15 protein-coding genes and 1 riboswitch are annotated in these 14,624 nt (G+C 64.4%); of the genes, 4 read left to right on the top strand and 11 right to left on the bottom strand.

Annotation, left to right across the window (positions count from 1 at the left end):
* Nucleotides 1–751: 751 nt before the first annotated feature.
* From BMX78_RS20930 to BMX78_RS20920, 3 genes are all read right to left on the bottom strand, one after another.
* Nucleotides 752–1,237, bottom strand: a complete 486-nt coding sequence (locus tag BMX78_RS20930; RefSeq protein WP_091424006.1) for a hypothetical protein — start codon at nucleotides 1,235–1,237, stop codon at nucleotides 752–754.
* 295 nt (nucleotides 1,238–1,532) lie between these two features.
* Entirely contained in the window at nucleotides 1,533–1,664 is a 132-nt protein-coding gene (locus tag BMX78_RS20925; protein WP_286139203.1) for a hypothetical protein, read from the bottom strand.
* Nucleotides 1,665–1,756: 92 nt separating this feature from the next.
* Nucleotides 1,757–2,281: a DUF2199 domain-containing protein gene (locus BMX78_RS20920; RefSeq protein ID WP_170850902.1), complete on the bottom strand. Its 525-nt coding sequence runs from the start codon at nucleotides 2,279–2,281 to the stop codon at nucleotides 1,757–1,759.
* Between the two features lie 110 nt (nucleotides 2,282–2,391).
* Here BMX78_RS20920 and BMX78_RS20915 point away from each other — a divergent pair, with 110 nt between their 5' ends.
* Nucleotides 2,392–2,694: a DUF1905 domain-containing protein gene (locus BMX78_RS20915; protein WP_091424000.1), complete on the top strand. Its 303-nt coding sequence runs from the start codon at nucleotides 2,392–2,394 to the stop codon at nucleotides 2,692–2,694.
* Between the two features lie 53 nt (nucleotides 2,695–2,747).
* Here the strand turns inward: BMX78_RS20915 and BMX78_RS20910 are convergent, their stop codons facing one another.
* Genes BMX78_RS20910 through BMX78_RS20900 form a run of 3 tightly spaced genes read right to left on the bottom strand, consistent with a single transcriptional unit; the run spans nucleotide 2,748 to nucleotide 4,642 of the window.
* Nucleotides 2,748–3,956, bottom strand: a complete 1,209-nt coding sequence (locus BMX78_RS20910) for an O-succinylhomoserine sulfhydrylase (protein WP_091423997.1) — start codon at nucleotides 3,954–3,956, stop codon at nucleotides 2,748–2,750.
* Nucleotides 3,957–4,367, bottom strand: a complete 411-nt coding sequence (locus tag BMX78_RS20905) for a rhodanese-like domain-containing protein (protein WP_091423994.1) — start codon at nucleotides 4,365–4,367, stop codon at nucleotides 3,957–3,959.
* A complete protein-coding gene (locus BMX78_RS20900) occupies nucleotides 4,364–4,642 on the bottom strand; it encodes a DUF1737 domain-containing protein (RefSeq protein WP_091423992.1) in 279 nt (92 codons plus the stop codon). The genes BMX78_RS20905 and BMX78_RS20900 overlap by 4 nt, the downstream gene beginning before the upstream one ends.
* Nucleotides 4,643–4,655: 13 nt before the next feature.
* Nucleotides 4,656–4,770: riboswitch (SAM riboswitch) on the bottom strand.
* Nucleotides 4,771–5,124: 354 nt separating this feature from the next.
* Here BMX78_RS20900 and opgC point away from each other — a divergent pair.
* Entirely contained in the window at nucleotides 5,125–7,512 is a 2,388-nt protein-coding gene (gene opgC / locus BMX78_RS20895; protein ID WP_091423989.1) for an OpgC domain-containing protein, read from the top strand.
* Between the two features lie 113 nt (nucleotides 7,513–7,625).
* Here opgC and BMX78_RS20890 read toward each other — a convergent pair whose 3' ends face one another.
* Nucleotides 7,626–7,880, bottom strand: a complete 255-nt coding sequence (locus BMX78_RS20890) for a hypothetical protein (protein ID WP_091423986.1) — start codon at nucleotides 7,878–7,880, stop codon at nucleotides 7,626–7,628.
* A 230-nt stretch (nucleotides 7,881–8,110) separates the two neighbouring features.
* Between BMX78_RS20890 and BMX78_RS20885 the strand changes: the two genes are divergently transcribed.
* The gene (locus tag BMX78_RS20885) at nucleotides 8,111–8,821 is read left to right on the top strand and encodes a TetR/AcrR family transcriptional regulator C-terminal domain-containing protein (protein WP_091423983.1); all 711 of its coding nucleotides are present in this window, start codon (nucleotides 8,111–8,113) and stop codon (nucleotides 8,819–8,821) included.
* Nucleotides 8,822–8,861: 40 nt separating this feature from the next.
* Here the strand turns inward: BMX78_RS20885 and BMX78_RS20880 are convergent, their stop codons facing one another.
* Nucleotides 8,862–9,326 carry a pyridoxamine 5'-phosphate oxidase family protein gene (locus BMX78_RS20880; protein ID WP_091423980.1) on the bottom strand — a complete coding sequence of 155 codons (465 nt, stop codon included), beginning with the start codon at nucleotides 9,324–9,326 and terminating at the stop codon, nucleotides 8,862–8,864.
* A gap of 39 nt (nucleotides 9,327–9,365) precedes the next feature.
* Nucleotides 9,366–10,295 (bottom strand): aminodeoxychorismate lyase, encoded by a 930-nt coding sequence (locus tag BMX78_RS20875; protein WP_091423978.1) that lies wholly within the window; start codon nucleotides 10,293–10,295, stop codon nucleotides 9,366–9,368.
* A gap of 96 nt (nucleotides 10,296–10,391) precedes the next feature.
* Between BMX78_RS20875 and cls the strand changes: the two genes are divergently transcribed.
* The gene (cls, locus tag BMX78_RS20870; protein WP_091423975.1) at nucleotides 10,392–11,864 is read left to right on the top strand and encodes a cardiolipin synthase; all 1,473 of its coding nucleotides are present in this window, start codon (nucleotides 10,392–10,394) and stop codon (nucleotides 11,862–11,864) included.
* A gap of 15 nt (nucleotides 11,865–11,879) precedes the next feature.
* On the opposite strand, the gene BMX78_RS20865 is transcribed toward cls, so the two are convergent.
* Nucleotides 11,880–13,994, bottom strand: coding sequence for a chorismate-binding protein (locus BMX78_RS20865; RefSeq protein ID WP_091423972.1), 2,115 nt, complete (start codon nucleotides 13,992–13,994; stop codon nucleotides 11,880–11,882).
* A gap of 77 nt (nucleotides 13,995–14,071) precedes the next feature.
* Nucleotides 14,072–14,608 carry a low molecular weight protein-tyrosine-phosphatase gene (locus BMX78_RS20860; protein ID WP_091423969.1) on the bottom strand — a complete coding sequence of 179 codons (537 nt, stop codon included), beginning with the start codon at nucleotides 14,606–14,608 and terminating at the stop codon, nucleotides 14,072–14,074.
* Nucleotides 14,609–14,624 lie beyond the last annotated feature (16 nt).

Here is a 14,624-nt window from a genome sequence, read left to right as displayed (position 1 = left end):
GAGCCCCGGCCGATATGGATTGTGTCATCTTTGACCACCTGTGTTTCTGGACCCAGTAATCTCTGGAGTCATCGTTTTTGAGTCAGTGGCGCAACAAGCTTCTGCGCGTGCAGTTCGAGCGTTCGGTGGCCAGCAAACTTCTGAGCGCTACAATTTGAGCGCTCAATATAGAACGGTAAAGTGATCTAGATCTCTTGTCAATGTTCTCTTCGCACCGGCAGCGATCAAAACAGCCCTAGTCGGCCATGCGACAAGCAGCAAAGCCCGTCCTAGCAGGGCTAACGCTTCCAGCCGCAGCCCCAGTAACGTACTCACACCGCGCGCCCCTGAGCCTTCACATGCTGGGAAATCGACGTAACCAGTGGTCAATATAGTTAAAGAAGTTGTACTGGAGGACGAATCCATCAATTGAAGGTGGACGTTGCCGTGAGCCGGGGGACAGCAATCGGCCATCCGCGGTATTGCATGCGGTAAGGACGTCGATGTGGCTGGAAACTTCCAGGCGAACGGTCCAGGGGCTTCGGAAGACCTCCGGCTCAAAGTCTTCGTTCACCGGTGGGCGTCTGCGAAGCAAAGTCCCTCTGCCACTCGTCAGGCCAGGGAACACCCCAACCTCACGTCAGCTGATCCCCCAACACCTGTCAGGTTAGGGTCGAAATCTGCTATTGAGCACACACCCGTGAGTGGGTCTGAGATTCCAACTGGACTGTCCTGGCTACCAGGAACGCAACAGGACCCATCGTCACGTAGTCTACGGCTCGTTTCGTGGTCGCCTGAGTGCGTGTCCGAACCGCTCCCGGGCAGTTCGAGCGGATGTGCCGAGGGCGGCACCGATAACTTCCCAGGAGTCTCCGTTTGCGCGGGCGGCGCTGACGGCGGCGGCAAGCTCGGCCTCGGCCTTCGCGGCAGCCGTACGGGCAGCACTGATTCGGCGGAAGTCCGCGGCGCCCTTGTCAACCTGCGGTGTCGGGTTAAGGCGAAGGAGTGTGCCATCCACCCGCAGCGGCGCGGCTAGGTGCTCGACGTGCAGGACGTAACCTTGTTCCGGCCCGCGCTGGATGTAGAGGGTAAGGACGGTCTTTCCCTCGCCGTCATCAAAGTCCACTTTCCCGTAGCTTTCACTCGGGCCAACGGGCCATGGGCGCGGCCTCAAGCGCCCTGTGGCTTCGTACTGTGTCGGCTCGTAGACGTTCTCCCCGACCCGGGAGTTGGGGGCTTGTGCTTCGCGAGGGCTCATGCCGGCCGTTCTCCTTCAGTTGTCTTGCCGCTGCGAGCCCATGCATAGGGGCCGCGGCAAGGGCTCTTACCGGTCCTGTGACGCTGCTTCATACTGGATTCCCCCATCCACTGGATCACTTTGATGTTCGCAGCGGCCTGCAGGCAGCGCTCTAGTACAGACACCAGTACAAGCTACTCAGGGTTGAAGCGCACGAGTAGCGGGTACTCGATCTTTCCCGTAAGTGGGTTTCGGCAACCACTCGTGCGTTTCCGTCCCGAAATGACTGCTGGAGCTTCGAAGGAAACCTGCCCCTTTACTCGCCACCTTGTGGAACTTCGGAGTCCGGTTCAGCCCATTCCAAGGCGGCGACGAGGTGTCCGTCGTCGGGCAGCGCTTGTTGTTCGGCCACGGGAAGCTTGTCGTAGGTGTAGGCAGCGACGTCCATGGGGGGAAGTTGAGCGGCCGAGGCTGTACCGGACGCTGCGGTCGTTCTTGGTGCCGCAGATGAGAATCCCCGCCGACTTCGTCGGCCGGGTGCTATCCCAACACGGCGCGATTGATTTCCGCTAACCGATGCATCCCTATGCCCGTTGCCTGTTCCGTCACCAATGAGTGGGGGACGGATGGATCGAGTTGAATGAGGGGAGTCATTCCAGGTTCTCTCTGATGCACATGAGTCGGGATAGACAACGTTGACTTCCCGTAGGGCAGCTCATTGCACAGCCAACCAAACATGGGAGCTAGATTTCCGCGTTCTGGGCCATCCCAGTGATCAACCGCCAGCTTCATGCTTGTTTCGCTCAGCGAGACCCATGCGGACCAGGCAAATCGGTCGCCGGGTAGGTCCGTGAGGGGTATTTCGATATGGCCCCTCATGAAGTAGTGCCATTCCCCGTCGATCTTGAGCACGCACACATCCGGGGTCAACTCACCGTCTTCGCGTTCTGCTGGCGCGGCCTGAAGCCAGGGGTCCGGGGCCTGGGCTCCAAACACCGTCGCCAGTCCCTCGTGCTGCTCGCCGCACAATTCGCATTCCCACCGAGCACTGCCTTGGTCGCCCATCGATCCCCCTCTTAGTGGCGGTTTTCCCCTCCCTAGCCTATAAGCGTGTGAGAGGCTTGCGAGGGTCGGGCATTGTGGCGCCCGCAAAGGCGGCATGCGATACTCGGCGCGTGACGCCGTCGTATTCCTTCAAAGCCGAGCTGTGGCTGTATCCCGGCGAGGCCGGCTGGCACTTCGTGACCCTGCCGGAAGATGTGGCGGATGACGTCCGCATTCAGACGGCAGGGGCCAGCAAAGCGTTCGGCTCCATCAAAGTCACGGCCGAGATCGGCGGACGCTCCTGGCAGACTTCGCTCTTCCGGGACAACAAAAGCAACTCGTACCTGCTGCCGGTGAAGAAGGGCGTCAGGGACAAAGCCAAGATCGGCGAAGGCGACGAAGTAACCGTTCACCTTTCCTTCGACGGCCTCTGACCTGGATACGGGGAAAACCCGGCCGCGGAGCCCGAAGCGAGCCCCGGCCGGCGCTAAATCTGCTTCAGTGCCTGTTCCAAATCGCCGATCAGGTCGTCCACGTCCTCGAGGCCCACCGAAAGCCGAACAACCCCATCACTGAGGCCAATGGCGGCGCGTCCTTCCGGCCCCATGGCGCGGTGCGTGGTGGTGGCCGGATGCGTAATCAGGGACTTGGAATCGCCCAGGTTGTTGGAGATGTCAATGATCCGCAAGGAGTCCAGCAGTGCAAAGGCGGCTTCCTTGCCGGAGCGCCCGCCTGATGGTGCCAGTTCGAGGGTGAGCACCGTTCCGCCGGCCTTCATCTGCCTGGCGGCGAGTTCGTATTGCGGGTGCGACTTCAGGAGCGGGTACTTCACCCAGCTCACTGCGGGCTGCTGCTCCAGCCACTCGGCGATCCGCAGGGCGGAGGCGGAGGAGTGGTTCACACGCAGGGCCATGGTCTCGAGGCCCTTGGTGAGGACCCAGGCGTTGAAGGCGGACAGTGACGGGCCGGTGTGGCGCATGAGCTGCTTGACCGGACCTTCGATGAATTCCTTGGTGCCCAGGATTGCACCGCCCAGGACCCGGCCCTGGCCATCAATGTGCTTGGTGCCGGAGTAGACGATGACGTCGGCGCCCAACTGGCCGCAGCGCTGCAGCAGTGGAGTGGCAAAAACGTTGTCCACAACCACGGTGGCACCCGCCGCATGGGCGAGTTCGCTCACCGCCGCGATGTCCACGATCTCCTGCATGGGGTTGGACGGCGACTCAAAGAAAACGGCGGTGGTGGGCTGGGACAGGGCTTCGCGCCACTGGTCGAGGTCCGGGCCGTCCACAAAGACAGTCTCAACGCCCCACCGCGGCAGGATCTCGTTGAGGATCACAAAGCAGGAGCCAAAGAGCGAGCGGGCGGCGACCACCCGGTCGCCGGCAGCCAGCAGGGCACCCAGGGCGGTGAAAACGGCGGACATGCCGGACGCCGTCGCAAAGCACGCTTCGGTGCCCTCAAGGAGTCGGAGCCGCTCCTGGAAGGTGGCCACAGAAGGGTTGCCGTAGCGGGAGTAGACAAAGCGCTCGTCCTCGCCGGTGAAGGCGCGCTCGGCAGCGGCGGCGGATTCGTACACGAAGCCCGAGTTCAGGAACACCGCCTCGCTGGTTTCCTGGAAGTTGGTGCGGTCCAGTCCGCCGCGGACGGCCTGGGTGTCAGGGCTCCAGCCGGGGGCGTCTTCGTTGAAGGTCACTTAGTTCTTTCCCAGGTTGGTCGGCAGGCCGCGGTTCTTCCAGCCGTTGACGGTGCGTTCGCCATAGCGGTCCGGCTCACCTTCGAACCCCTCCAGCACGTTGTAGGAGGTGAAGCCGGCCTGCGTGGCGGCGATGGCGGCAGCGATGGACCGCTGGCCGGAGCGGCACAGGAACAGCAGTTCGGTGGAACCATCCTCGGGGGCCTGCAGGCTCAGGTCCTTGATGAAGTCGGGGTTGGGGATTCCGCCCGGGAAGGTCCACTGGATGAACAGGGGATCGTTGTCGGTGGCTTTGGTGTCCGGGATGCCGATGTGGGCCCATTCACCCTCGGTGCGGACGTCCACCAGGATGGCACCTTGCTGCAGCTTGTCCCAGGCTTCCTGGGGGGTGAGGTCGCCGGCGTAGCTCATGCGTGGCCCTCGCCTGCGAACTCGAGGTCTTCGCCTGACAGTTCAAGCTCATCCACCGCAGTGGCCACCGCGGCATCAGCGGAAGCGATCGCTGCCGGCAGGACGACGGCCTGCGCCACAATGGCGGTGCTGCCGTTGAACGTGACGGCGGGGCTTCCGTGCAACACATAGCCCTCGGCCAGGGCGGCGGAAATCCGCTCACAGAAGGAGCGGTCATCAGGCCCCGTGATAAGGCGGTAGGCCAGTTTTTCTTCGTTGGCAGGGGCGTCTGACATGACGGATCTCCTTCTCTCACGCTTGCAGCTCGAATCGGTCGATATGCCGAGTATTCACCTGAGGCACCCCGCCGCGGAAGGAGGGTTGCCGACCGGCCAGTCAGGGCTTGGCGCCGGTACTCATTACTCCCCAAAAACGTAACACTTGGCACGTGGGCCCGCACCGCCGTCGTCGTCATGTTCCGTAACCGAAGCGCCGCTGTAGCAACTTGGGCGCACGTGCAGACGGTTCCCGGAACGGACGACGGCGGGAGCCACCGCGGGCGGCTCAGGGCACCTGGCGCCCGTGGCTGCTTTCCGGGCAGATAGGGTTCTTGTGGGGCGCCGCCCCGGCAGTCGGAGCAAAGTCCTTGGGGGTCCTCATCAGTACGCCAACAGCCGCCGAACTGCAACATCTTTTAGGACATGGCCGTCCGCCAAACCGTCGCTGGCAACTCACCCGACAGTCCCTTCTCCGCGCCGCAGCTGCCCTTCTTGCCGCGATGCTGATTGCCGTCCTGGCAGTGATACTGCCCGCAGGGCCCGCCCGTGCTGCAGACACCATCCCGGCCGAGGGCAAGCCGCTTCTGGGCGCAGTCCTCGAATGGGGCGAGGACACCGCGGCTGGCTTTACAGACAGGCTGGGAGCATCCCCGGCGCTCCTCGGGCATGACATCGCCCTGCCCTTCCGCGGCTCGGAGGAGAAGAACATCAGGGGCTTCCTGGAGCAATCGGGGATGCAGGGCGCCCACGCCATGCTGACGGTCAAGCCCAGCATCGCCCTGGAGCAGGTCACCGCCGAGGCCGCCGCATCGTTTGCCGCTGAGGTACGGAAGCTGACTGCGAACTTCAAGGGCGAGGTGTTGATCCGCTTTGCCCCCGATATGAATGCCAGCTGGGTGGAGTGGGGCCAGCAGCCGGCCGCCTACCGGTCCGCCTTCCGGGCCGCCGCTGAGGCCTTTGAGGATACCGGCGGCCGTACGTCGATGGTGTGGGAGCCATACCTGGGAACGGGCTACCCCTTTGACCGGAACCGGAATGCCCCTGCGCCGGGCAGCGAGGGTTTCGCCCTCCTCGATACCAACCGCGACGATGCGTGGAACGGTTCGGACGCGGCGTATGCCCCGTATTACCCCGGGGACGATGCCGTGGACTGGGTGGGTCTGACCGCGTTCCACGATGACACTGCCGGCGGGGCGCCGGTCAACACCGTGCCGCGGCCGAACGAACTCCAGGAAATGCTCACAACCTCCGGCGGGGAAGACTTCTACGCCACATATGCGGCAGGGAAGGACAAGCCGTTCGTCCTGCAGACGGCTGCGTTTTACAGCCCGGCATCCGGCGGCGCCTCGGATCTGGACATCAAAGCGGGCTGGTGGGACCAGGTCCTGAGTACGGCAACCTCCACGGACTTCGCCAAAACGGCGGCCGTAATCTGGGACGAGCGGACCAGCACCAGGGACACCGGGGTGGCCAGCATTGACTGGCTGCTCACCGGAAGCCCTGCGGTTGCGGCCGCCGCCCGGGACCGTTTAGAGACGTCCTCAATGGTGACCGGCCCGGTGACCCATGTTGCGGCCGGCAGCGGATACGTCCGGGCCAACACACTCACCGGCGCCGCCGCCTGGACTGTGGGTGCGGCGCTGCTGATCCTCCTGGTGGCGTTGTGGCAGGTCCCCCGCAGGATCAACACAGCAACTGCGTGGAGCTACACGGATCCTTCAAAGCGGGATTCGCGGGTGGACCTCCTGCGCGGCATGGCCATTGTGTTTGTGGTGGTGAACCACCTGGGCATGACGTCGCTGTTCCAGCTGTTGACCCAGGAAGCTGTGGGCTTCGTTTCGGGGGCCGAGCTTTTTGTCCTCTTCTCGGGCATCGTGGTGGGCATGGTCTATGGACCCAGGGTGAACGCGGACTTCGGAACCGTGGTGGACCTGACATCCCGCCGGGCAGGCAAGCTCTATGTAACGGCGCTCGCCGTGCTGATCGGCGTCTTCCTGATCTCCCTGGTGCCTGTGTTCCAGACCGATGCACTGACCACCTTCGTTGACCAGGGAACCGGCGGCGCGGGCCACAACGGGGCCGGCCGCACCTATGACCTCTACGCGGGAATGGGCTCGTTGTTCCAGTTCCCGGTGCCCCCGCAGGTCCTGCCCGCCATCCTGCTGCTGCAATTCGGTCCCTGGCAGTTCAACGTCATGGGCCTCTACGTGGTGTTGCTGCTCGTCAGCCCGCTCATCCTTGCCGCGCTTAACCGGGGCAAGGCCGTGTGGGTGCTGGCCGGCACCCTGGCGGTGTATGCGGTAGGGGCTGTCACCAGGTTCCGGATCCTGCCCTCGCAGTTTGAGGACTCATTCCCGTTGCTGGTATGGCAGGTCCTGTTTGTGGTCGGCCTCGTGGCCGGCTTCCACCGGCAGCGCATCGTTTCGTGGCTCACTGACCACACCTGGGTTGTGGGAGTGTGCACGGCTGCCGCGTTCGCCTTCGCGTTCCTGTCCTGGGGCAACCCCTATTTGGCCAACGGCTTCGACGTACGGCTGGCCATTATTCCGGACACGGTGTACCGGAGCATGTACGACCTCTTCTTTGGCCGCACCTACCTGGCTCCCGGCCGACTCCTGAACGTCCTGGTGCTGGTGGTGGCCGCCTACGCATTCCTGACGGCCTACTGGAAGCCGGTGGCACGCGCCCTTGGCTGGTTCCTGATTCCACTGGGCCGGGCCACCCTGTACGTCTTCATCATCCATGTGGTCCTGATTGCCGTCATCGCCAACATACCGGCACTGCGCCAGGGCGACATTTGGATCAACACAGCGGCGTACGCACTGGTCCTGGGGCTCCTCTGGGTGATGGTCCGGACGCGGTTCCTCTTCCGCATCATCCCCACCTGAGGGCTTCGCAGGGAGGGCCGCGGGCCGGCCGGCAGGGAGCATTAACGCGAAAGGCGTGAACACCTGCCCCGCGGGGACAGTGTTCACGCCTTTTTTGGCGCATTACGAGGCGCTTAGACGAGCCCCGGGTAGCTCGTCAGGATGTAATCCGCGGCTGCGGGGCCCTTCATTCGCAGGCCGCTGTGACCTGCGGGCATGCGGTGTTTCATGGCTGCCCAGAAGACAGACTCTCTGCCGGGCTTCTGCTGGTTAATGAAGCACCAGCTGGTGTACAGGCCGTAAAGGCGGTCATCGTCGAGACTGTGGTCGTAGGCCTTATCCAGGTGGGTGGCTTCTTGGAGGAAAAGATCGAACTGCGAATGTGCCATGACGGCGTCCCTTCGCTACGTGCCTGGTGCCGCCGTTCGGCTACAGCAGCGGGAACTCAAAGCCGTGCACAAGGCAATGGAGTGTTAATCGAGTCTTTGGGAATCGATGGTCCAAGGCGGCGCTAACACCTTGTCTACGCTGTAGACTGTACCCGTAGACTACATATACGGCAAGCGTCTGGAATTATGTTCAGGCAGCACATGCCGCGAGTTCCAGAACGGAAAAACACATGCCGCCGCCGAAGACCTCAGGCACTGAAGACCGCGCCCGCAAGGCCCGGCTCAGCCGTGAGCTGGTGCTGGCCAAAGCGCTCGAACTGGTGGACGCCGAAGGCCTGGACGCACTGACCATGCGACGCCTTGGCCAGGAACTGGGCCGCGACCCCATGAGCCTCTACCGCTATGCGGAGAACCGGGCAGCGTTGCTTGACGGAGTTTCGGAGCTGGTACTCAACGATTTGTCCATCCAGTCCGAGGACCCCGACTGGAAAGCGCAGCTTCGGCAAATTGCGCACAATCTCCGCCAGCTCGCGCTCGAACACCCCAACGTAGTGCCGCTGCTGGTCACGCGGCCGCTCTCTACGCCGCTGGGGCTGAGGCCATTGGGCACACTGCGCCCGCTGGAGCAGATCCTCTCCCTGCTCAGCGGGGCCGGGTTTGACCCGGCCGGGGCGCTCCATGTCTACCGCGCCTACTATGGCTTCCTCTACGGCCACATCCTGAACGAACTGCAGGAGTTTGTGGTGGATCCGGAAGAAAACGAAGCGCTGTTGCGGCTCGGGCTGCACAGGCTCCCGGCCAAGGAATTTCCCCGGCTCAGGGCGCTGGCGCCGAACCTTTCCGAATACGACGGGGAAAAAGAGCTGGACCAGGGCCTGACAATCCTGCTCACGGGGCTTGAAGGGCAGCTCTCCAAGAAGCCGGTTCCCTCGTCCGCCTAGGGGAACGCCCGCTGCGTGAGGGGCTGCTGGTCAAACGTATTTACTCGAAGGACGCGCGGCGCCGGTCAGTGCTGCGCGTGTTCCAGACGTCCGGTGTGTTCACCTTGAAGCGGCGGCCCGTCAGCGCCCGTGCCGACAACCTGATGTAGTGGGCTTTCTCGCCCGGCTCCCACGGCTCCAGCCCCAGGCTGTCCACCGCGTCCTTGTCAGCCTGGTCCTCGATGATGCCCGTATCCCCGCGCACCACCACGCTCCACGCTTCTTCCGTGTGGGGGTCGTAGCCATCGATCTCCAGGGCGGCGGGCCGTTCCTCCTTGGCGTTCCACAGCTTGGTCACGCCGGAGGTCCGGAAGACGATGCTCCGGCGGTGCACCACGTAATTGACCGGGAAAATCTCGGGGTGTCCGTCCACAACCAGTGCGAGCCGGCCCAGCGTGTCACTTTCAAGCAGTTCCCAGCAGTCGTCAAAGGTCAGTTTCCCGGTGTGCTCCGCGTCAGGGTTCATGAACCATACCCTAAGGCCATGCTTAGCCCCCGGGGAAGGTTACTGAATGCCGGCGAACAGCTCGTTCAGCTCGGCAGTCAGCTCCTTCTGCACCGAGGGCGTGCCGATTTCCTTGCCATCGATCCGGTTTACCGGCGCCAGCATCCGCACGCTGGAGATCAGCCAGACGGCGTCGGCGTCCAGCAGGTCCTGCGGCTCCAGCGGCCCGTAGCCCAACTCCCAGCCGGCGGCCTTGGCAGCGGCGAACAGCGCGCCCTGGGAGGTGCCGGGGAGGATGCCGCTGTCCAGCAGGGGCGTGATGAGGCGCTTAACGGATGTCCCGTCGTCGGACGTTTCCACGTGTGCCATCAGCACGGTGGACGTGGGGCCCTCAAGCACGCGGCCATCGGAGGAAGTAAAAATGACGTCGTCAGCGCCCTGCTTGCGGGCGTAACGGAGGGCGGCCATGTTGACCGCGTAGGAGAGGGTCTTGGCGCCCAGCAGCAGCCAGGGGGCGCGCTCGGCAACATCGCTGTCGTAGCCGCGGTCCAACAGAATGACGTCGATGCCGGTCTCGCGCTGGCGGCGGCCGGCAGCACCGGCAGGGGACACCTGCACCCAGGCGGTAGGGGTGGACGCTCCCTCCACACCGCGGGTCACCACGAGCTTCACCACCAGTTCGTCGTCGGTGGCGGAGGCGGGCGGGTGCTGGGCCCGGTGCTCGGACACGGCTGCGGTGATGGCGCGGCGCCACTCATCCTCGCCGGGAATGGCCAGATCCAGCGCCCCAGCAGAACCGGTAAGGCGGTCCAGATGCGCCTGGATCTTCCGGACGGTACCCCCCACGGCGAGCATGGTCTCGAAGATTCCGTCGCCCCGGGTGGCGCCCTGGTCCGTCACCAGCAGCTGGGGCTGGGACGCATCGGCAAACCGGCCGTCGGGGAAGGCGGGATCGAGGAAGGCGAGAACCACGGGGGCTGGAGAGGTCATGGGTCCAGCTTAGTGCGGCGCTCACGGATAAGCTGGGCGGAGTGCCCTGGCCGGAACCCGTCCGCCGGGAGCCGTCCTCCGGGGGTTATTCACGTGTTGTGGCCATTTTCGCTTGCCGGCACCGCACCGACGTGGGTGGTGGTGCTGCTGGCCGTCGCCGACCTCGTGATCAGGGTGCTCGCGGTTGGCATCATCCCCGGCAACCGCCGGCCCACTACCGCCATGGCTTGGCTGCTGGGGATTTTCTTTGTCCCGTTCGTGGGCATCATCCTGTTCCTGCTGTTCGGCAACTTCAAGCTGTCCAGCCGCCGACGGCAGCAGCAGCTACAGGTCAACGAAAGGGTCCGGGCCGGAATTTCCTCCCTGGCCGACGTCGAAAGCGACTATCCCGGACCGGAATGGGTGCGTTCCGCTGCGGAGTTGAACCGGCGGCTGGGTTCGCTGCCGATGGTGGACGGGAACTCCGTGGACCTGATCCCGGGGTACCCGGACTCGATCCTTGAGATGACCAAGGCGGTGCGGAACGCAAAGAAGTTCGTCAACGCCGAGTTCTACATCATGAGCACGGACCACATCACTGACGACCTGATGACCGCCTTGGAGGAAGCCGCCGAACGCGGAGTGGAAGTCCGGGTGCTGTTCGACCACATCGGCACCCTCCGCGTGAAGGGCTACCGTAACCTGCTCAAGCGGCTTCGGGCCGGCAAAATCCAGTGGAAGCGCATGCTTCCGCTGCTGCCCATCCATGGCCAGTGGCGCCGTCCGGACCTGCGCAACCACCGCAAGATCATGGTGATCGACGGCGAAATCGCCTTTACCGGCTCGCAGAACCTGATCGAGCCCTCCTACAACAACCCCCGCCACCGGAAAGCCGGCCGTGAATGGGTGGAGCTGATGGCCTGCCTTCGCGGACCCATCGTCACCACCCTGAACGTTGTTTTTGCCACGGACTGGCTGAGCGAAACGGACGAGTCCCTGGAGCACCAGCTGCAGCTGCCGGCCAACCCGCATCCGGGCAACGTCACGGCCCAGGTAGTGCCCAGCGGCCCGGGCTTCATCACCGAGAACAACCTGCGGCTCTTCAACACGCTCATCTATTCGGCCCAGCACAAGATTTCCATCTGCAGCCCGTACTTCGTCCCGGACGATTCCCTTCTCTACGCCATCACCACTGCCGCGCAGCGGGGCGTGGACGTGGAGCTGTTCGTCTCGGAGAAGGGCGATCAATTCCTGGTCCATCACGCCCAGAGCTCATACTATGAGGCCCTGCTGGAGGCCGGCGTCCGGATCTACCTGTACAAGGCCCCGTTCGTGCTCCACGCCAAGCACTTCACCATTGACGACGAGGTTGCCGTTCTTGGTTCGTCCAACATGGACATGCGCTCGTTCTCGCTCAACCTTGAGGTGTCGGTGATGCTGCTGGGGGAGGACATTGTCACCAAGATGCGCGCCATCGAGGACACGTACCGGGACATCTCGCATGAGCTCAAGCTGGCCGACTGGATCAAGCGGCCCCTGGCCACGCGGTACGTGGACAACGTGGCGCGGCTGACGGCAACGGTGCAGTAGCGGCTCGAGAGAGTGTCAGGCGTTGGGAAACTCTGCGCCCAGTGTGGAGAGGACGCCGAAGGCCTTGGTGCGGATTTCCTCGTATTCCTCGTCCTGGACTGAATCGGCCGTGATGGCGCCGCCGACGCCGAGCGTGAGTTCCGCGGTCCCGTCGCCGCCGACGCTGATCACCAGGGTCCGGATGGCGACGGCGAGGTCCGTGGCGCCATTCAGCGAGAAGTAGCCGATGGCCCCGGAATAGAGCCCGCGTGAGCCGCCTTCCAGCCGGTCCAGGATGGCCATGGTGCTGATTTTCGGCGCGCCGGTCATGGAGCCTGCCGGGAAGCATGCTGCCACGGCCTCGGCCCGGGACGATCCGCGCTGCAGCCAGGCGTCGATGGTGCTCACCATCTGGTGGACGGTGGCATAGCTTTCGATGGCGCAGAGCCGGCTGACGGTCACGGAGCCGGGGACGGCGAAGTGGCTGAGGTCGTTCCGCAGCAGGTCCACGATCATGATGTTCTCGGCGCGGTCCTTCAACGACGTGGCAAGGTCAGTGCGCAGCGCAGTGTCTTCAGCCGGATCGGAGGCTCGGCGGCGGGTTCCCTTGATGGGTTCGGCGCGCATTCCGCCGTCGGACGCAATCTTCAGGAAGCGCTCGGGGGAGGTGCTGGCCACGGCCAGGCTGCCGAACCGGAAGTAGCTGGCAAAAGGCGCCGGGTTTTTGCGGCGGAGGGCGAGGTACGTCGGCCAGGGGTCGAGCGCGGCTGCGGGAATCCGGGCTGACAACGTGGTGGTCAGGCAGACCTCGTAGGTATTCCCCTCGGCAATTTCGTACTGGGCGGCCGCAATCTTCTCCCGGTACGCGGCACCGGTATCGCGGCTTGTGAACCTGGCCGCTTGAAGGACGACGCCGGTGCTGCCGCCGGCCTGGCTGGCATCGCCCGCCTGGGCTTCAGGGACGGCAGCGTCTTCGACCGCTGTACGGGCCTTGTCGAACCATTCCGGGCCATCCGGTGCGTCCAGGGCCAGCAACCACGCGGTGCCTTCGGCGTGGTCCAGGACCACGGCCCTGCTTGCGAAGATCAGGGCAGCATCGGGGGTGGGGGCGGAATGATCGGTTCCGCCGGTTTCCCGTTTGAGTTCGTAGCCCAGGCATCCGAGCCATCCCAGTGTGAATTCGCCCGGGTAGCCGTCCGGGGTGCTGACCAACGCGTCGCCCCACACGCTGTCCAGCCAGCGGAAGAACGTGCCTTCCACCGTCGCTGATGCGCAGCCGGCCTGGATACTGGTGACGCCCGAACGGTGCGACACCTTCTGGCCCAACAGCCCGCCGTCGTCCGCCATGATGCTGAAGCGGCTGCGTTCCGCTGCGACGGATTCGGCCTGGTCCTCCCCGGCGGGGGCAGCATGGCGGGCCTTGGGAAAGTTCACGGCCGGAGCGCCGGCGTTGGACGAGTCCAGCCAGACTGCGTTGGCGGAAGTCCCATAGAGGGCGTTGAACAGGGTGGCGGCATCCGGGCGCGCGTCCAGACGTTCGGCATGTATACCCAGGCCGCGCCGGGCCGAGAGTTCGGGCGCCAGTACCGGGGCCAGCGCGGGAAGGTATGGAAGGAGCTGCAGCACGTCCCTCGGGGCGGACCCGTCAGCGCGGTTCAGCACGCGCACGTCCGCGTGCTCCGGGACGTGGTCACCGCGCAGCCATTCCTCTTCCTGGGCCGCCCATTGATCCCAGTAGGGTTCATAGGTTCCGCCGTCGCGCTCCAACGCGCGGGTCCTGCGGATGTCATCCGGGGAGTCTGCCCAGATGACGGCGCTGAGCAGGGGCCTGGCCGCGGCGGCGGCGGCCCCCACTCCCTCAACGATCACAATCTCGGCGGGCAGCGTGACGCGGGAGTCGCCGTCGTAATGTCTTTCCCAGTCCCAGCTGGTCCACGTGGCCGCCCCACCAAGGCTCAGCGGTTCCAGGACTGTGGCGACATAGCGGTCGATGCCGGCCAACAGGCCGTTCCAGCCCGGGTAGATGTCCTCAAGGTGGAACAGGGAGACCTTGTGGTGGGCGCGCAGCTGTGCCGCCAGTTCGATGGCGAGGGTGGTTTTGCCTGCCCCCGAGCGCCCGTCGATGGCGATGATGACGGGGGCTGGGCTCATGGATTAGAGCGTACCGGTATCCCTGCCAGGCTTTCACTTTCGATTGAGCCCGCCCCTGCCGGAGCAGGGCCTGGGACTTATACCTGCCGCTGGAGCTGCGTGTTTTTCAGGACGGCCCCTTTGATGTATTCCACCAGGCCGGGGAGGGCGTTATGGACCTGGTGCCAGACGACGTCGAAGTCGGCCTGCCCGCCGTACCAGGGGTCCTCAATGCCCTGGTCCAGCAGGTCTTTGTCCGCCAGCCGCGGATCAAAGCTGCGCAGCATGCGGATTTTGTTCCTGGATTCCTGGTCCGGGGCGGACTCGCTGAGCCAGGCGTGGTGGTCAATGTCCAGTGCGAGGATCAGGTCCCGTTCCCGGAACCACGAGTGCTGCCACTCGCGGGCGATGTGTTTGTCCCAATTGAGCTGCGTCGCGCCGAGGCGTCGGGCCGCGCGCGGATCTATCGGTCGGCCTGCCTCATAGCCGGTAGTGCCCGCAGAATCAACGGCCACCAGGCCCTCAAGCCCTTCGCGTTCGAGAGCCGCAGCGAGCATCAGCTCAGCCATGGGGGACCGGCAGATGTTTCCAGTGCAGACGGCGATAACACGGTATGGGCTCGACGCTGAGTTCATAAGCTAAGCATGCGTG

This window comes from Arthrobacter sp. OV608, assembly GCA_900110595.1.
GTDB lineage: Bacteria > Actinomycetota > Actinomycetes > Actinomycetales > Micrococcaceae > Arthrobacter.
This window is presented reverse-complemented; position numbering and strand designations above follow the sequence as displayed.